The organism is Sulfurospirillum sp. MES (genome assembly GCF_000789415.1).
Classification (GTDB): domain Bacteria; phylum Campylobacterota; class Campylobacteria; order Campylobacterales; family Sulfurospirillaceae; genus Sulfurospirillum; species Sulfurospirillum cavolei.
In genome coordinates, this window is the sequence record NZ_JSEC01000001.1 from 507,345 (window position 1) to 525,480 (window position 18,136).

Here is an 18,136-nt window from a genome sequence, read left to right on the forward strand (position 1 = left end):
AAAAATCAGGAAGGCTATAGGCATGCAAGAGAATTATCTGATTCTTGCCATTGTTGCGGTTATCGCAATTGTCATTATCTCTTTATTTATTGTTGTCGCGAATCTTCAAAAAACCGTTGTGATCGAAGTGGCTCCGAGCCAAGTCGAACAAGAAAAAGCTCGTAAAATCGCTATCGAAGCGATGGTGGAAATTGCGGCTAAACGCAATTCGACGCGTAACGATCTGACCAATGCTATTTTACAAGTTGCCAAAGCCTGCCCGTTTCCCGAAAAACAAAAAGGGATGGCTCCAAAAATTGCCAAAGTGTATCTCAATTTCGTATTGTTGGTTGCGAGTCATCGTAATGCGGACGCGAAGTTGATCGCTTTTATGGATGAAGAGCTCAAAAAAGCCAATCCCGAATACAAGCAAGAAATCGATATTTATGAAAATGAGGGAATCAATCAACGAGGGAAAAGAATTTAATATAGGAAAGAATATGGCGACCCCAGGGGGACTTGAACCCCCGTTCCCGCCTTGAGAGGGCGGTGTCCTAACCACTAGACGATGGGGTCGCACATGTGATTTTGCTTAGGACAATGGTGACCCGTGATGGATTCGAACCATCGACCACCTCCTTAAAAGGGAGATGCTCTACCGGCTGAGCTAACGAGTCATTCACCGTTCTTCTCGTAATGAGGCTGAAATTATAGAGAAAAAAATTTCATTTGTCAAGAGAAATTTGCACTATTTTAAAAAAAGTGTTTCTCCGACATGCAAAAGAAGTTTAAAGGCGTGATACGCGCTTTGACGTTGGATATAGTGTCGATCGCCTTCTAAAAGGAGCCTTTCGATCAGGACGTTTCCTTCTTTATCGCGGGCACCCACAAAAACCGTCCCGACGGGTTTTTCGATGCTTCCGCCGGTCGGTCCCGCGATACCGCTTGTGGCAATCGCATAGTCGGCCAAGCTGGCGTTTAAAACGCCTTCCAACATCTCCCTAACGCACAATTCGCTCACCGCACCGTGACGTTCGAGGGTCTCTTCATTGACGCCGAGCCATGATGCTTTGATTTCATTGGCGTAGGAAACGATGCCGCCTTTAAAAACGGCGGAGACTCCCGAATGTTCGGTTAACATCGAAGCGATCAATCCTCCGGTGCAACTTTCCGCAACGCTTAAGGTCTTACCGTGCGTTTCTAAACAGGTACAAATATGCTCGATAACATCGGGATGCTGAATGACTTTTTGAGGTAAGAGCGATTTAACGGCTTTGAAAAAACTCTCTAAATTGCCGTATTTGTTTGAAACGGCTTCGACGCTTATCCATCCGTCGATGATCGTCGTCGGCGTGATGCGGATTTCGTAATTTTGCGCTAAGGGTTCGACGAGAATTTTCAAGGAATCTTCATCGATATTGATGATGGAAAAAAGGGACGATTCGTTGGTGTTATCGATAAAAATAGGCGGAAGTTTTTTATTTTCCGTCGTTTTTATGACGTTGATATATTTGCCCTCGCGCGCTAAAAGGTAGCTGTCGGTTTCATAACGAACGGCTTTAGAGGGGATCAACATACCGCCTTTGAGTTCCAACGTCTCTTCACCGAGCGTCGCGATAACTTTGTTGACCAGATTAAAACTGTCGTTGGAGGTGACGATAACGATTTCGTCGGCATGCGAAATCGATTCTTCTAACACAAAAAAGAGGTCTTTGTCATTTTTATCGATATAGACGGTTTGATCGGGAAGATTCAAATGTTTCGTGATCGTGGAATGGATATAATTTAAAAACGGCAGATTGTATCGCAAGGCTTTTCCTACGACGATCAAAGAGCTTTTCATGCACAACCTTTTTTAGTTTGTATTATAGCATCTTGCGATGCGTAAGTGCTTCTTAAATCGTTTTTAGGTAAACTTGCCTCATTTTAAGATGCTTACATGTAAGAGTCTTAGCTTCCAAGGAGAGAGACTAAATGGACTATAAAGAGACCTTGCTTCTTCCTCAAACGGCGTTCCCGATGAGAGGCAATCTACCCCAAAACGAACCCGCTCGTTACGCTAAGTGGTTTTCAAAAGAGGAAAGCGCTTACGCACGCATGATCAAGAATCGCGAAAACAGTTCCAAGACGTTTATTTTGCACGACGGACCTCCGTATGCGAACGGGCATATTCATATCGGACATGCACTCAATAAAATTCTCAAAGACGTTATTGTTAAGACGCACTATTTTTTCGGTGAGAAAGTTCGTTACGTTCCGGGCTGGGATTGTCACGGTTTGCCGATAGAGCAGCAAGTCGAAAAAAATCTCGGTAAAGAGAAAAAAGATACGCTTGCTAAAAGTGAAATCAGGGAATTGTGCCGCGAACACGCACGCAAATTTATCGATATTCAACGTGACGAATTTAAATCCTTGGGTGTTATCGGCGATTGGGATAACCCGTATATGACGATGAAATTTAAATTTGAAGCGGATATTTACCGTGCTTTGTGCGGCGTTGCGCATCAAGGATTACTCGTAGAACGCAGCAAACCCGTTTACTGGTCGTGGGCGGCGCGCAGTGCGTTAGCCGAAGCCGAAGTCGAATACGAAGATAAAGAGGATTACTCCATTTTCGTAGCGTTTGGGCTTAGCGACGAGGCGAAAGCCGCATTGAACGTGAGCGGCGACGTCTCGGTCATTATTTGGACGACGACGCCGTGGACCTTGCCCGCCAACGTCGGTATTGCGTTGAATCCTGAAGAAAATTACGTCGTGACGAGCGACGGCTATATCGTTGCCGAAGCCTTACATGTCAAGCTTTTGGAACAAGGCGTTTTGAGCGGAAAAATCGTTCAAACGTTTCGAGCTTCACTTTTGGAAAACACCTTGGCGATCAATCCGCTTAACGGACGCCCTTCTCGAATCGTTTTAGGCGAACATGTCACGATGGACGGCGGTAGCGGCTGTGTTCATACCGCTCCGGGGCACGGCGACGATGACTATAAAGTCGGACTGAAATACGCCCTAGAGGTTATTATGCCGGTAGACGAACGCGGCTGTTACGACGAGACGGTAGTTCGATTAGGCTTATTGCCCGATGCGCAGAGTTTCGTCGGCGAGCATATTTTTAAATGCAATGAGCGTATTTTAGAGCTTTTAGGCAAACATTTGCTCAAATGTTCCAAGTTTACCCACTCTTATCCGTTTTGCTGGCGTACGCATCAGCCGATCATCTACCGTGCGACTAAACAGTGGTTTGTTGCAATGGACGAAGCGGTCGGCGGACGTGAGAGCCTTCGTAAAATGGCGATGGATGAGCTTCAAAAGGTTCGTTTTTACCCCAAATCAGGTATCAACCGTTTGGGTTCGATGATCGAAAATAGACCCGATTGGTGTATTTCTCGTCAGCGTGATTGGGGTGTTCCTATTGCGTTTTTTAGGGATAAAACTACGGGTAAGCCGATTTTTGATGCCAAAGTCGTCGAGCACATTGCCGCTATTTTTGAAGAAAAAGGTGCCGATGCGTGGTGGGATTTGGAGATTGCAGACCTTTTAGTCGAAAATAGCGGCTATAAAGCGGAAAACCTTGAAAAAGTCATGGATATTTTGGATGTTTGGTTTGACAGCGGCAGTACGTGGAAAGCCGTTTTACAGTCCGAAGAGTACGATGCGGGCGATTATCCGGCGTCGATGTATTTGGAAGGAAGCGACCAACACCGCGGTTGGTTCCAAAGCTCGCTTTTAGTCAGTACCGCCAATAACGGCATCGCTCCGTACGGTAAAATTTTAACGCACGGCTTTACCATGGACGAAAAAGGCGAGAAGATGAGCAAGTCCAAAGGTAACGTCGTCTCTCCGATCGATGTCGCCAAAAGCCACGGCGTCGAGATTTTACGTTTGTGGGTCGGAACAAGCGAATACACGACCGATTTGAAAATTAGCGATAATATCTTAAAACAAGTCAGCGAACAGTATCGAAAAATCCGTAATACGTTTCGTTTTTTACTTGCCAATATCAACGATTTGGAAACGCTTTTGCCCTACGAGCAGATGGGGGCGTTGGATCGTTGGATACTATCCCATGCCAAAGCCGTTTTCGATGAGGCGGAAGGCTATTTTAGGGAGTATGAATTTTCCAAAGGCTTTGCGCTTTTGAACCATTTTATTGCGGTGGAACTCAGCGGTATTTACCTCGATATTTCTAAAGACAGACTCTATTGTAACGCCAAAAACGACACGATCCGCCTCTCCGCACAAAGCGCTATGGCACTGATTACCGAGCGCATGATGGCGTTATTTGCGCCGACGCTTACGTATACGATCGACGAAATGATGGAGCATGCACCGAACATCGTGAAACAAGGCGGTACCGGTGTTTTTGATCTGGTCTATCAACCGCTACCGGAGCATACCTCTTCGTTTGACGAAGCTTACATGATCGAAGCACGAGAGAAATTTTTTGAAATCGTCGATAGTTTGAAGAAAGAAAAAGTGATCAAATCGACGTTGGAATTGGTCATACAAACGGCGTCCGCGAAAATCATCGCACTCGATAAGGTCGATGCGGAAGATTGGTTTACGGTCAGCCGCGTGATCGAGCATGAAGAAAGCGGCGAAATCGGCGTTTTTGAAGTCGAAAAAGATCGTTTTAAAATTTTAAAAGCTCCTAAATGCAAATGCCCGCGTTGTTGGAAATACCGATCAAAAAGCGAAGAAGAGCTATGCCACCGATGCGCCGAGGCTCTCAATGGTTGATTTGAGCGCTCCCGTACAGCTTAGCTTTATTTTCGAAACCGTCGGCGCTATTTTTATCGTCATCGGCGTGTGCGTTTACCTCGTCAATCGACGAACGAAACAGTTAAAGGAACATCATTGATTACGCTAAAAGAAGCATTAACCCTTCCTGCCGAAGCTTTGAAAGAGATTCGAGACGACTTAAAAAAAGAGATTGCAGCCAAAAAAGAGCTGGGTGCATACGTTGAACAACTCACAAATCAACCGATCGGCGAGTACGGCGAGGGAATTCCTATCGCGTTGAAAGACAATATTCAAGTCAAAGGCTGGGAAGTCACCAGCGGTTCGAACATTTTGCAAGGCTACGTCGCTCCTTACAACGCAACCGTCGTCGATAACATGTTACGCCGCGGACTTGCTCCTTTCGGACGCACGAATATGGACGAATTTGCGATGGGAAGCTCCACCGAATCGTCTTTTTACGGCAAAACCTTGAATCCGCATAATCCCATGTGCGTTCCGGGCGGCAGTAGCGGCGGAAGCGCGGCGGCCGTTGCGGCGGGCATTGCTATTGCGGCTCTTGGTAGCGATACGGGCGGAAGTATCCGTCAGCCCGCGGCTTTTTGCGGTTGCGTCGGACTCAAACCCACTTACGGAAAAGTGAGCCGTTACGGTTTGGGCGCCTATTCGAGCTCTTTAGATCAAATCGGACCGATTACGCAAAACGTCGAAGACGCCGCAATTTTGTACGATATTATCGCGGGACACGAACCTAAAGATTCTACGAGTGCCGCTATGGCGCATGAGAGCGTTGCCGATAAACTCAATCCCGATCGTAAAATGACGATTGCCGTCATCGAAAATTACCTCAATGAAGCAAGTTCCGAAGTACGCGAGAAGATGTTAGAGGGGATTAAAGCACTGCAAAGTGCCGGACATACGATCGTGTATCGCAATTTTATCAACTCCAAATACGACATCGCAACCTATTACGTGATTGCAACCGCGGAAGCGAGCGCGAACTTAAGCCGTTATGACGGTGTACGTTACGGCAATCGACACAACAGCGATTCGTTAAAAGAGATGTTCATTCAAAGCCGAAGTTTGGGTTTCGGCGAAGAGGTCAAACGAAGAATTTTACTCGGAACGTTTGTCTTGAGTAGCGGTTACTACGACGCGTATTATATTAAAGCGCAACGTGCACGTCACTTTATCAAAGCGCAATACGAAGCGATTTTTCAAGAAGCGGATCTGATTTTTATGCCGGTGACGCCTACCGCGGCGTTTGAGTTCGGCTCTAAAGCGGATCCTTTGGAAATGTACTTAAGCGATATTTATACGATTTCACTGAATCTTGCCGGATTACCCGGTATTTCGGTTCCTTTGGGTAAAAATCAAGAAGGGCTACCCATCGGCGGACAATTGATAGGACAAGCCTACGGTGAGCAAGCGTTACTCGACGGTGCGCTGAGCTTAGAGCGAGCATTAGGGTTATAGGAGAAGCACACATGAAAATTCGAAAAAGAGCGTTGACGTTTGAAGATGTTTTATTGGTACCGAAATATTCGGAAATTTTACCCAAAGAAGTGGATATTAAAACAAAATTAACGAAGAATATCACGTTGAACATTCCGTTAATTTCCGCGGCGATGGATACGGTGACCGAACACCGTGCGGCGATTATGATGGCACGGCTCGGAGGCTTAGGCATCGTGCATAAAAATATGGACGTCGAATCGCAAGTACGCGAGATCAGACGCGTTAAAAAAAGCGAAAGCGGCATTATCATCGATCCGGTTTCCATTAAAGCCAGCGCGACGTTAAAAGAAGCTTTGGGAATTATGTCTGAATACCGAATTTCAGGCGTTCCCGTCGTGGATGACACCAATACCTTGATCGGTATTTTGACCAACCGCGATCTTCGCTTCGAAAACGATTTTAGTAAAAAAGTTGAACAGTTAATGACGAAAATGCCTTTGATTACCGTCAAAAAAGGCACGACTTTGGACGACGCCGAAGCGATTTTTAGAACGAATAAAGTCGAAAAACTTCCCGTTGTCGACGAGCATAATAAACTCGCCGGTCTTATTACGATCAAAGACTTGAAAAAACGTCAAGAGTATCCTAACGCTAACAAAGACGCGTTTGGCAGGCTTCGTGTCGGCGCGGCGATCGGCGTAGGACAATTGGATCGTGCGACGGCACTCGTTGCCGCGGGTGCGGACGTCTTGGTTCTCGATTCGGCGCACGGACACTCTAAAGGTATTATCGATACGGTGAAGTTGATTAAAAAAACGTTAGACGTCGATATTATCGCCGGAAATATCGCAACGTCCGAAGCGGCGGAAGCTTTAGTCGAAGCCGGCGTTGACGGCATTAAAGTGGGTATCGGACCTGGAAGTATTTGTACCACGCGTATCGTCTCGGGTGTGGGCGTACCGCAAATTTCAGCTATCGAAGAGTGCTCGGCGGTGGGTAAAAAACACGGTGTTCCGGTGATTGCCGACGGCGGCATTAAATATTCGGGCGATTTTGCCAAAGCCTTAGCCGCAGGTGCTCAAAGCGTGATGGTCGGAAGTTTATTGGCCGGAACGGATGAAAGCCCGGGCGAACTTATTACGTATCAAGGACGTCAATACAAAACCTATCGCGGTATGGGAAGCATCGGTGCGATGACCAAAGGCAGCAGCGATCGTTATTTCCAAGAAGGAACGGCGGCGGATAAACTCGTACCTGAAGGCATTGAGGGGCGCGTACCGCATGCGGGATCGATTCGCGACGTTATTTTTCAGCTCGTCGGCGGACTTCGCTCCTCTATGGGCTATGTCGGTGCTCGCAATATCGTCGATTATCAAGAAAAAGCGGAATTCGTGGAGATTACGAGTGCGGGGCTTAAAGAGAGTCACGTACACGACGTTATCATTACGCACGAAGCACCCAATTACCGTGTGAATTAAACGCGCGTTTTTAGTAACGCGCTTACATGTAAGGATTACGGTGAAAATACAAACCTCTATCGAACGTTTCGACGAGCCGCTTTACCTAGAAAGCGGTCGTATTTTAGAGTCGTATCAACTTGCCTACGAAACGTACGGAGAGATGAACGACGATAAAAGTAACGTCATCGTCGTTTTTCACGCGCTTACCGGAAGTCACCATGCCGCAGGTCGTTATGAAAATGAGACCAAAGCCGGATGGTGGGATCCGATGATCGGCGATCGAAAAATCATCGATACGACCCGATATTACGTTATTTGCGTCAATATTTTGGGCAGTTGTTTCGGTTCGAGCGGTCCTATGAGTCCTCAGGGAAAAAATCAAGAGCCTTTACGTCTTAAATTTCCGGTATTAACGATTAGCGATATGGTCAGAGCGCAAATGAATCTCTTCGCACGTTTAGGCATTCAAGAGGCGTATGCGATTATCGGCGGGTCGCTCGGCGGAATGCAAGGGCTTTGCATGTCGATCGAGTATCCGCATTTCGCGAAACGGGTGATTTTGCTTGCGACGACGTATGCAACGGGTCCTTGGGCAATTGCGTGGAACAAAATCGCAATGGAAGGCATCGTCAAGGACGAACGCTTTAAAGGCGGTAACTACGATAAGGACGATTTTACGGAAGAGGGCTTGCAGAGTTTTGCCATCGGGCGTATGGCGGGGCACATCAGTTTTTTAAGTCCCTATTCGATGAACAAAAAATTCGGTCGTAATTATGTCGAGACGGACGGTTTGTACGAGCTTTTCGGGCGTTTTCAAGTTGAACGCTATATGGAATACAACGGCTATAGCTTCGCCAAACGTTTCGATCCTTTAAGCTATTTGTACATTATCAAAGCGATGAATATTTTTGATGCAACGCGTAATTACGATTCGCTGGAAGATTCGCTCAAACACATCAAAGCCAAACTGACGTTGATTTCGTTTAAAGGCGATTTTTTGTTTATGCCCGAAGAGATGGAGTTCATCAAAGCGACGATGGACAATATGGGACGAAGCGAACGGGTGGATTATTATTGTATCGACAGTCGTTACGGGCACGATGCCTTTTTAGTCGAATACGATACGTTTGATTTTTATATTCGAAAAGCCTTAGAAGCAAAGGTCTAAACATGGAAACAAAAAACGAGAGTTTTGAAGTAAAGTTAGAACGCGCCAAAGTGATTTTGGAGCAACTCTCCAACCCCGAACTCTCCTTGGAAGAGGGGATGAAGCGGTATCAAGAGGGCATTTTGGTTCTGAAAGAGGCGAGCGCGATGATTGAAGAAGCCAAATTGACGTATGCCAAATTGCAAGAGAAGGAAGAAAAGGCATGAAAATAGCCGCTTTACAGTTAAGTACGCTTCCGATGAGCGAAGCGAAATTGGATTACTATTTTCGCATTTGCCAACAAAAAGAGGTAGAAGTCGTCTTGCTGAGCGAATATGCGCTTAATAGCTTTTTTAAAGAGTTGGAGACGATGCCGATCTCGATGATCAAAGAGCAATCCAACCACAAAATCGAAACGCTCAAAAAGCTTTGCGCCGAGTATAACCTTCACGTCATCGCGCCGATCGTCAACGTCAAAGGGGATTTTTGTTACAAGAGCAACGCGCATTTTTCGCCCAAATCGGTGCATTTTTTCGATCAGCAATTTTTGATTAACTATAAGCATTGGAACGAAGAGAAGTTTTTTGCCAACGCGATCGCCAAATACACGTTGCCGCTCTTTTTGCACGGCGGTTTGCGCTTTGGGATCGTCAGCGGGTATGAGCTTCACTTTGATCTGGTATGGCAAGAAGTCATGCGTAAAAACGTCGATGTGGTCTTGAGTGCTACTTCTTCGACGTTTGATTCGGCAAAACGTTGGGAAGAGCTTTTAAAAATGCGTGCGATGCTAAACAATGTTTATATTTTGCGCGCCAATCGCGTCGGCAGTTACAAAGAAGAAGAGACGTGGCAGTTTTACGGTCAAAGTGCTTTGATCTCTCCTTACGGCGAAGTCGAAGTGAGCCTCGGGGACAAAGAAGAGATGATCGTCGCGACCATCGATAAAGACGTCTTAGCCGAAGCGCGAAAGCTCTGGGGTTGGAAAAAACAGGTGAGTAAGCGAGAAAACGTATGACGCACTATTTTCACCGACAGATTCAGCTTTGGGGCGAAGCGACGCAAGAGAAACTTCAACGTAAAAAAATCGTCATCATCGGATGCGGCGGTTTGGGGAGCTCTTTAGCGTATGCACTGGGAAGTTCGGGGATAGGCGAAATCCATTTGGTCGATTTTGATGAGGTCAGCGTGCATAATATCCATCGGCAAATCGCTTTTAAACTGGGCGATGAGGGGAAATTTAAAGCCGACGTAGTGAAAAAAAGCATCGAAGAGCGTTGTCCTTTTGTGAAAGTTACGGCGCATATCGGCCGCTTGGAAGACTTTACATGTAAGAATATTACGGTTGATCTCATCATCGATGCTACCGACAATTTGCCCTCACGCGCCGCCATCGACGCTTACGCCAAAAGCGTGAACACGCCGTGGCTTTACGGTTCGGTAGAAGCCTTTAACGGGCAGGTCTGTTTTTTCGAGCAGAGTAGTTTTAAAGCCTTTGTCATCAGCACTAAAACGCCCGCAGGCATTGCCGCACCTATCGTGATGCACATCGCTTCGTTGCAGGCGAATCTGGCGTTACGCTATTTAGCGGGACTGAGCGTGAAAAAAGATTGGCTTTATTACCTCTATTTTAACGACGAAGGCGAGCTGATCACACAAAAATTTGCGATGCCTAAGATGCAATCTAGCGTTAATTGAGAGGAACATTGGATGACCATTAAAGATAGCATATTAAAAGCACTTGAAAATTTCAGTAAGCCTGTTTCTTATCAAGAAATCACAAAATACATTTTAGACAATAAGTTATATGCGTTTGAAGGACAAACACCTCACGCAACGGTATCTGCTTTATTGGGTGATTTTATTCGTAAGAACGATACGAGAGTTGCTAGAGTTAAACAAAACGGTGCTTATTTTTACTATCTGACGAAAAACGATCTTTTGGCAGTTGAAGAAGCGAATGTGCTTTTGCAAGACGAAAATGGCTCTAAAAAAGGTACGAAGGCTTGCTTCTCTGAGAGAGATTTGCATGTTTTGTTTGTAAGCTATCTTAAAAGTCGAGGTATTTATGCCAAAACGATTTTACACGAAGAGTCGAAAAATAGTAAAGACGACACGCAAAAATGGGCGCATCCCGATATTATCGGCGTGAAGTTTGCGAAATTTAAAAGTGCAACGAGCAGTAAGTTATTGAAAACACTTGAAAGAAAAGACTCTTGTGAAATCATTTCCTATGAGATTAAAAAAGAGATCAATTCAGATTATGAATTAAAAAAATATTACTTTCAAGCCGTTTCAAATTCGACATGGGCAAATTTAGGTTATTTGGTGGCCTTTGAAATTAATGATAATTTGAAAGAAGAGATGGAGCGATTAAATAAGTCTTTTGGAATTGGGGTAATTAAACTTCATGCAAATCCGTTTGAAAGCCAAATTCTTTTTCAATCTTCTTATAAAAACTTAGACTATCAAACGATTGACAAGCTGTGCCATATTAACGAGAAATATCGCCAATTTATAGAACAAATTGAAAAAATATTAAGTGCGGATGACAAATATGTCAATTCGTCTTTGTTGGAATTAGAGAAAGAATGTGACATGTATTATGAAAAAGATGAAGATATCTTGAATTATTGCACATCTAAAAACATACCGATCGAATAAAAATATTTTAGTTTTGACTAAAGGAAATTCATTGCATTTTGAACCCTATCCGTTTGAAAAATTAAGTGCGTTATTGAACGACGTAACGCCCAATCCGCAGTACGAAGCGGTCAATCTGACCATCGGTGAGCCGCAGTTTGAAACCCCGATGTTTATCCAAAACGCACTCAAAGAAAACAGCGCACTTTTAAATAAATACCCAAAATCATCCGGTGAGGGTTACGTCACGGAAGCACAGCGCACTTTTGTTCAAAAGCGTTTCGGCGTTGCGCTCAAAGAGAGCGAACTGCTTTGTACGTTTGGTACGAGAGAAGTGTTATTCAACTTCCCGCAATACCTTTTGCACGATAAACCAAATCCCGTGATGGCGTATACCAATCCGTTTTATCAGATCTACGAAGGTGCGGCGATTGCCAGTCGCGCTAAAGTCGTGCATTTAAACCTGACAAAAGAGAATGCGTTTAAACCCGACATTACGCTTCCCCAGCTTAAAGAAGCCGATTTGATCATTCTCAATTTTCCCAACAATCCGACCACATCGACTCTTTCGTTGGACGAGTTGGGTGAGTGGGTCAAATTTGCACTCAAATACGACATCGTGCTTTTAAATGACGAATGTTACAGCGAGATTTACGTCGATGAAAAACCCGTTTCGCTTCTGGAAGCTTCCTTACATGTAGGAAACGAGAGTTTCAAAAACGTCTTGGTCATCAACTCCATCTCCAAACGAAGCTCCGCTCCGGGACTTCGTTCAGGCTTCATCGCAGGCGATGAGAAGATTTTGAGCGGCTATATGAAGTATCGTACGTACATCGGAGCGGGTATTCCTTTGCCGTTGCAAAAAGCCTCTGCGGCTGCATGGAATGATATGGCACATGTGGAGATCACGCGCCAAGAGTATGCGAAAAACCTCCGTTTGGCCGAAGCGATTTTAGGCATCGATGCGATTGCTTCGACCTTTTACGTTTGGTTGGAAGTCGGAGACGATTTAGGCTTTACATGTAAGCTTTATCAAGAGAAAAATATCAAAGTTTTACCCGGAAGATTTTTAGGGCGCGGCGGTATGGGGGATGGATTTGTGCGTATCGCCTTGGTCGAAAACAGCACGAAAACGGAAACGATTTTAAAAGAGATACGAGATTTTATGGCGACTTCAAAGTAAGTGTGTCAAAAGTAAAAGATTTTTGTAAAGGGTTGAATTGAAAAAAGTACATTTTGTAGGTATCGGCGGTATCGGACTTTCGGCATTGGCACGCTATCTTAAACAAGAGGGCTATACGATTACGGGTTCGGATATTAAGGCGACGAAAATTACGGCACGTTTGGAAGAAGAGGGCATTTCGGTGGTCATTCCGCACGATCCCTCTTGCATTAACGATCAAGATTTGGTGGTGTATTCGGCGGTTATCAAACCCGATAACGTCGAGTTGGTACGAGCGCGCGAAAAAGGAATCGCGATTATGTCGCGTTCGCAAGCTTTAGTGTTCATTTTAAAGAACAGACGGGTCTTCTCGGTGTGCGGCGCACACGGCAAGAGTACCACCAGTGCGATGCTGGCGTCTTTGATCGAAGGTTCGGTCGTCATCGGAGCCGAAAGCAAACAATACGGCACCAACATGTACTATAAAGAGGGCCATAACGTTATTTTCGAAGCGGACGAAAGCGATGAGAGTTTTTTAAATTCCAACCCTTACGTTGCGGTCGTGACCAATGCCGAACCGGAGCATATGGAGCATTATAACTACGATTTGGAACGCTTTTACGGCGCGTATCGTCGCTTTTTGCAAAGTGCTACGATTCGCGTCATCAATGCCGAAGATCCTTTTCTGGCGACGCTTGAAGAGATGGACGCGATTCGTCTGTATCCGAGCAGGGATATTCAAGCGATCGAAACGACGATGCATGAGGGCGAGCCTTATACCTCTTTCGTGCTCAAAGATTTAGGACGTTTCGAGGTTTGGGGTATCGGAGCGCATATGGCGTTGGACGCTTCTTTGGCGATTTTGGCGAGCCTTGTGGAAGAAGACGTGGAAATCGTACGCGAAAAGCTGAAACGTTATAAAGGAATTAAAAAACGATTCGATATTATTGCTAAAGAGGATAATTTCGCTCTTATCGACGATTACGGACACCATCCGACCGAGATTAAAGCAACGCTTGCTTCGGCAAAAACCTATGCACATTTGACGGGTCTTAAAACGATCACGGCGATTTGGCAACCGCACAAATATTCACGTACGATCGACAATCTCGAAAGTTTCGTCGAATGTTTCGAAGGGGTAGACAAGCTGGTTATTTTACCGGTATGGAAAGCCGGCGAAAAAGAGGTGTTTATCGATTTTGAAAAAGCGTTTTCGCGCTATGCTCCCGTATTCGCACCCAGAGTCCATCGCAAAGACGCTGCGATCGAAATTTTCCCGAACGAAGAAGGTTACGAGCGCTTTGACGAAGGCGTGGTGATTAGTTTCGGCGCGGGCGACATTACGTATCAGCTTCGAGGAGTCGTCTAATGCAATTTTTGCTCTTTTTAGTGTTAATCCTTCTGCTAGCCGCGGTATTGTACACCAAAAAAGAGACGCTCTCTTCACGCATGAAAAAGACGTTGATCGGCTCGATGGTCGTACTGCTCGCTTCGGCAATCGGTTACGAGAGCTATCAATCGTCCCAAAGCGAACAACGCCGCTTGATCGTCAATGCCTTTAAACAAGGAAAAACGCTGACATGTCAAGGCGGTGTTACGGTTGATTTTAAACGGTTTATTTACGTCAACGGAACGCAAAGTTTCATCCCGAATGAGATCAACGAAAACGATAAAGGTACGGTAATCGAAGTGAGTACATGTAGGATTCTTCCCTAATGGAAAAGCTATTTGCCAAACTCGATTTGAGCGATTATCAAGAGAGTTTTAAACACTTTTTGGCACGAGAAAAGCCTTTGTTTATGGAAGGCGACGCGCATTTGCATTTTAAATTGATTCACGAACTTCTCGCAAAAGACCGCCTAAAGCCGCTTCCGGAAGTACCCAATCTTGATACGGCAATCGCGCATTTAAGTAAAATGGGCGTTTTGCATCTTTCGGAGATTTTCGCGTTCGTCAAAATCGTTAATTATACGACCTACCTTCAAAGCGTTCTGCTCGATCAAGCGTTGGGGGAATGGATCGCACGTATCGTTATTCCGGTTGAAATCACGCGCATTTGCGACTATTTCGACGAAAAAGGCGAATTAAAATCGAGCGTCGACGAACAGTTTGAGCACATCAACAAAAACCTCAAAAGCATCAAAGACGAGATGAATGCGACCCTTCGCCGCTTGATATCAACCGAAAAAATCGCGTTATACCTTGCCGACAAACAGATCCATTATATCAATAATCAAGAAGCCCTCTTGTTGCGCGGCGGATTTAACCATGTCTTAAAAGGCAATGTCGTTGCACGCAGTAGCAGCGGGTTTTTCTACGTCGTTCCCGAAGCTTTAGCAAAATTGGTCGCCAAAGAGAGTGAATTGATCGACAAAAAAGAGGAGTTGATTTATAAATACGCGAAGCAAATCTCCTCCGTGTTCGCCAAACAGCTTAAATTTCTAAGCTTTATCAACAAAGAGTTTGATCGTTTCGATGCTTACTACGCACGCGTCGCGTTTGCGCGCGAAAAAGAGATGGAATTCGTACTCGCTTCTTCCAAATCTTCCGCCATCGTGCTCGAAAACTTTTCGCATCCCGCATTAGCCCATCCTAAACCTATTTGCGTCGATTTTTCCAAACGCGTTTTGATGATTACGGGCGTTAATGCGGGCGGAAAAACGATGTTGTTAAAATCGATTCTCTCCGCGGCACTCTTGAGCAAATACCTTCTGCCCATGAAAATCGACGCCGCGCATTCGACGATCGGTTCGTTTAAAGAGCTTTACGCCGTTTTAGACGATCCTCAAAGCGTTAAAAACGACATTTCAACGTTTGCGGGACGGATGAACGAGTTTAGTCAATTGTTCGGCAAAAAAAACGCTTTGGTCGGCGTCGACGAGATCGAGTTGGGTACGGACGCGGACGAGGCGGCAAATCTGTTTAAAGTCATGATCGAAAAACTGATCGAAAAAGAGATGAAGATCGTCATTACGACGCACCATAAACGCTTGGCTTCAATGTTGGCGACACATCCGGAAGTCGAACTTTTAGCGGCGATTTACGACGAAAAAAACGAACGCCCGACGTATGGATTTTTAAAAGGAACCATCGGGCGCAGTTACGCGTTTGAAACCGCGCTTCGTTACGGAGTTCCGCCTTCGCTTGTGAAAGAAGCGAAAATTTTATACGGCGAAGACAAAGAGAAATTGGGCGAATTGATTCAAAAAAATATTGATTTGGAATTGCAAATGCGCAAGACAAAAGAGGAGCTAGATGCGCGATTGCAAGAGGTTGAAAAGCTGAAAATTTCGCTCAGCGACGAAAAAGAACGCGTGAGAGGCGAATTTGAAACCGCTTACGGGAAGCTCTCCAAAGAGTTTAGGGATGCCGTATCGGAGGCGAAAAAAGCCATTAAAACCCAAGACGTTAAAGAGGCGCATCGGTTGTTGAACAAAGCCAATCTTTACCGACAAGAAAGCAAACGAAACGTTCCGGAAGCGCGCGCGGGCGAGCTTTTAAGCGTCGGAGAAAAGATCAAATACGGCAGTTCCAAAGGTGTGATCAAAAGTATCAAAAAAGAAGAAGCTTTGATCGAATGCGACGGTATTAGCATGCGCGTACCGCTTGCGTCGCTCAAACGAAGCGGCCCGCAACCGCACTCGCGCAAACAAAGCGTCGTGATCGCCAAAGAGACGACGGGCGGTTCGATGATTTTGGATTTGCACGGGCTTCGCAGCGACGAAGCAATTGAACGCCTCGATAAGTTCTTGAGCGACGCGCTGATCAACGGGTTTGACGAAGTTTTGGTTTACCACGGTATCGGAACGGGGAAATTGGCTTATGCGGTACGCACGTTTTTAAGTACGTATCCTTCCTTGGTTTCGTACGCCGACGCACCGCAAAACTTAGGCGGCTTCGGCGCGACGCTGATTAAACTTTAAAGCGGCTTGTCGCAAGACGATAATTTCAAAAAAGTGGAAACTTTAAAACAGACTTTTTTATAATTGAGGCATGATGTTAAGTACGAAAGAACTTTTTTTAACTTTATTGCGTTTTCCTTCGATCACGCCCGATGAGGCTGGCTCGTTTGCGTTTATTCGAGGCTATTTGGACGATTTTGAAGCGATTGAAGTTTCAATCGAATCGACGAAAAATCTTTTTCTTTTCAAAAAATTCGGCGAGGGCGAGCACCTTTGTTTTGCAGGACATGTCGACGTCGTTCCTCCCGGAGAAGGGTGGAAGAGCGATCCGTTTGAACCCTTGATCGAAGGGGAAAACATTTACGCCAGAGGTGCTCAAGATATGAAAAGCGGCGTAGCGGCAAGTATTCAGGCGCTTAAAATGACGCGCGATTTTAAGGGAACGCTTTCGTTACTGCTGACCAGCGACGAAGAGGGCGATGCCACGTACGGGACGATCGAAATGCTTCGCGAACTCGAGCGACGCGCTCTTTTGCCCGATTATGCCGTTGTTGCCGAACCGACGTCCGAGAAACTCTTCGGCGATGCAATCAAAATAGGCAGACGCGGTTCGATTAACGGCGTTATCGAAATTTTGGGCAAACAAGGCCACGCGGCGTACCCTGAAAAAAGCATCAATCCCATTCATCAAATGGCACCGTTGCTTCCTCTTTTTGCGGGGCATTTTTTAGACCGAGGCGATGATTTTTTTGCCCCCTCTCAGATCGTCGTTACCGATATACGAGGCGGTATGGAAGTTACCAACGTCACACCCAACTCGCTAAAAATCATGTTCAACGTCCGAAACTCGACTCAAACGAATCCAGAGAGCGTTCGATCGTACGCGGAAGGGGTCTTAAACGGACTGGATTATCGATTGCGCCTTCAAGAGAGTGCCCGCCCTTTTTTAACATGTAAAGATTCTAAAATTGTCGCAAAACTGCAAGAAGCACTCAAGTCGTGTAACGGTTTTGCACCTAAACTTTCCACCGCAGGCGGCACAAGCGATGCACGATTTTTTGGAAGTTACGGTATTGCTACGGTGGAGTGCGGTGTCGTTAACGATACGATCCATGCTCCCAACGAGCGATGTTGCCTCGATGAGGTCGAAGCGTTATGTCGCGTGTTTTCGCATACGATAGAAAATTTTTCAAAGGATTTAAAATGAAAAGTATTGCAACCCTCAAGGCTCCGCAAGCGATCGGGCCTTATTCTCAAGCGATTGAAAGCAACGGGATGATTTATGCATCGGGTCAAATCGCTTTACGTCCGGACGGAAGCTTTAACGACGGCGATATTGAAGCACAAACGACGCAGGTGATGTACAACGTAAGTGCCGTTTTGGAAGCGGCGGGAAGCAGCTTGCAAAACGTTGTTAAGACGACGATTTTTCTAACCGATATGGACGACTTTGCCGCGGTAAATGCGGTCTACGGCTCATTTTTTGCAGATCACAAACCGGCTCGCAGTACGGTGTGCGTCAAAGCTTTACCCAAAAACGCCCGTGTTGAAGTCGAAGTTATCGCAACGAAATAATCGTGAAAATTAAAACTTTTAAAAGTTTTATAGGCAAGAGTGTATTACAATAATAAACCCTAAATCTTAGAGTAGG

General features: G+C 45.6%; 17 protein-coding genes and 2 tRNA genes. 16 read left to right on the plus strand and 3 right to left on the minus strand.

Annotated elements, in window-relative coordinates; genetic code table 11:
* Positions 1 to 22 precede the first annotated feature (22 nt).
* The gene (locus tag OA34_RS02580; protein WP_039672251.1) at positions 23 to 466 is read left to right on the plus strand and encodes a hypothetical protein; all 444 of its coding nucleotides are present in this window, start codon (positions 23 to 25) and stop codon (positions 464 to 466) included.
* A gap of 14 nt (positions 467 to 480) precedes the next feature.
* Here OA34_RS02580 and OA34_RS02585 read toward each other — a convergent pair.
* The 3 genes from OA34_RS02585 to OA34_RS02595 all read right to left on the minus strand — a co-directional run bounded on the left by OA34_RS02585 (position 481) and on the right by OA34_RS02595 (position 1,822).
* Positions 481 to 555, minus strand: a tRNA-Glu gene (locus tag OA34_RS02585).
* Between the two features lie 25 nt (positions 556 to 580).
* Positions 581 to 656, minus strand: a tRNA-Lys gene (locus tag OA34_RS02590).
* 71 nt (positions 657 to 727) lie between these two features.
* A complete protein-coding gene (locus tag OA34_RS02595) occupies positions 728 to 1,822 on the minus strand; it encodes a CinA family protein (RefSeq protein ID WP_039672252.1) in 1,095 nt (364 codons plus the stop codon).
* A 131-nt stretch (positions 1,823 to 1,953) separates the two neighbouring features.
* Here OA34_RS02595 and ileS point away from each other — a divergent pair, with 131 nt between their 5' ends.
* From ileS to OA34_RS02665, 15 genes are all read left to right on the plus strand, one after another.
* Positions 1,954 to 4,716, plus strand: a complete 2,763-nt coding sequence (gene ileS, locus OA34_RS02600) for an isoleucine--tRNA ligase (protein WP_039672253.1) — start codon at positions 1,954 to 1,956, stop codon at positions 4,714 to 4,716.
* Positions 4,709 to 4,837 carry a hypothetical protein gene (locus OA34_RS13465; protein WP_256497245.1) on the plus strand — a complete coding sequence of 43 codons (129 nt, stop codon included), beginning with the start codon at positions 4,709 to 4,711 and terminating at the stop codon, positions 4,835 to 4,837. The genes ileS and OA34_RS13465 overlap by 8 nt, the downstream gene beginning before the upstream one ends.
* Positions 4,834 to 6,192 carry an Asp-tRNA(Asn)/Glu-tRNA(Gln) amidotransferase subunit GatA gene (gene gatA / locus OA34_RS02605; protein WP_039672254.1) on the plus strand — a complete coding sequence of 453 codons (1,359 nt, stop codon included), beginning with the start codon at positions 4,834 to 4,836 and terminating at the stop codon, positions 6,190 to 6,192. The genes OA34_RS13465 and gatA overlap by 4 nt, the downstream gene beginning before the upstream one ends.
* A gap of 11 nt (positions 6,193 to 6,203) precedes the next feature.
* Positions 6,204 to 7,652: an IMP dehydrogenase gene (gene guaB, locus OA34_RS02610; RefSeq protein WP_039672255.1), complete on the plus strand. Its 1,449-nt coding sequence runs from the start codon at positions 6,204 to 6,206 to the stop codon at positions 7,650 to 7,652.
* Between the two features lie 40 nt (positions 7,653 to 7,692).
* On the plus strand, positions 7,693 to 8,802 hold the full coding sequence (gene metX, locus OA34_RS02615; protein WP_039672256.1) for a homoserine O-acetyltransferase MetX: 1,110 nt from the start codon (positions 7,693 to 7,695) through the stop codon (positions 8,800 to 8,802).
* 2 nt (positions 8,803 to 8,804) lie between these two features.
* Positions 8,805 to 9,008: an exodeoxyribonuclease VII small subunit gene (xseB, locus tag OA34_RS02620; protein ID WP_039672257.1), complete on the plus strand. Its 204-nt coding sequence runs from the start codon at positions 8,805 to 8,807 to the stop codon at positions 9,006 to 9,008.
* Positions 9,005 to 9,796: a carbon-nitrogen hydrolase family protein gene (locus OA34_RS02625; RefSeq protein ID WP_039672258.1), complete on the plus strand. Its 792-nt coding sequence runs from the start codon at positions 9,005 to 9,007 to the stop codon at positions 9,794 to 9,796. The genes xseB and OA34_RS02625 overlap by 4 nt, the downstream gene beginning before the upstream one ends.
* Complete coding sequence (locus OA34_RS02630) at positions 9,793 to 10,476, plus strand: HesA/MoeB/ThiF family protein (RefSeq protein WP_039672259.1); 684 nt, start codon at positions 9,793 to 9,795, stop codon at positions 10,474 to 10,476. The genes OA34_RS02625 and OA34_RS02630 overlap by 4 nt, the downstream gene beginning before the upstream one ends.
* A 12-nt stretch (positions 10,477 to 10,488) precedes the next feature.
* The gene (locus OA34_RS02635) at positions 10,489 to 11,442 is read left to right on the plus strand and encodes an HTH domain-containing protein (protein WP_039672260.1); all 954 of its coding nucleotides are present in this window, start codon (positions 10,489 to 10,491) and stop codon (positions 11,440 to 11,442) included.
* 31 nt (positions 11,443 to 11,473) lie between these two features.
* Positions 11,474 to 12,604 (plus strand): succinyldiaminopimelate transaminase, encoded by a 1,131-nt coding sequence (locus OA34_RS02640; protein ID WP_039672261.1) that lies wholly within the window; start codon positions 11,474 to 11,476, stop codon positions 12,602 to 12,604.
* Between the two features lie 37 nt (positions 12,605 to 12,641).
* Positions 12,642 to 13,952, plus strand: a complete 1,311-nt coding sequence (gene murC / locus OA34_RS02645) for a UDP-N-acetylmuramate--L-alanine ligase (RefSeq protein WP_039672262.1) — start codon at positions 12,642 to 12,644, stop codon at positions 13,950 to 13,952.
* Complete coding sequence (locus tag OA34_RS02650) at positions 13,952 to 14,299, plus strand: hypothetical protein (RefSeq protein WP_039672263.1); 348 nt, start codon at positions 13,952 to 13,954, stop codon at positions 14,297 to 14,299. Before murC ends, OA34_RS02650 begins: the two co-directional genes overlap by 1 nt.
* A complete protein-coding gene (locus tag OA34_RS02655; protein WP_039672264.1) occupies positions 14,299 to 16,506 on the plus strand; it encodes an endonuclease MutS2 in 2,208 nt (735 codons plus the stop codon). Before OA34_RS02650 ends, OA34_RS02655 begins: the two co-directional genes overlap by 1 nt.
* Before the next feature lie 73 nt (positions 16,507 to 16,579).
* On the plus strand, positions 16,580 to 17,692 hold the full coding sequence (gene dapE / locus OA34_RS02660) for a succinyl-diaminopimelate desuccinylase (protein WP_039672481.1): 1,113 nt from the start codon (positions 16,580 to 16,582) through the stop codon (positions 17,690 to 17,692).
* Positions 17,689 to 18,060 (plus strand): RidA family protein, encoded by a 372-nt coding sequence (locus OA34_RS02665; RefSeq protein WP_039672265.1) that lies wholly within the window; start codon positions 17,689 to 17,691, stop codon positions 18,058 to 18,060. Before dapE ends, OA34_RS02665 begins: the two co-directional genes overlap by 4 nt.
* Positions 18,061 to 18,136: the final 76 nt, after the last annotated feature.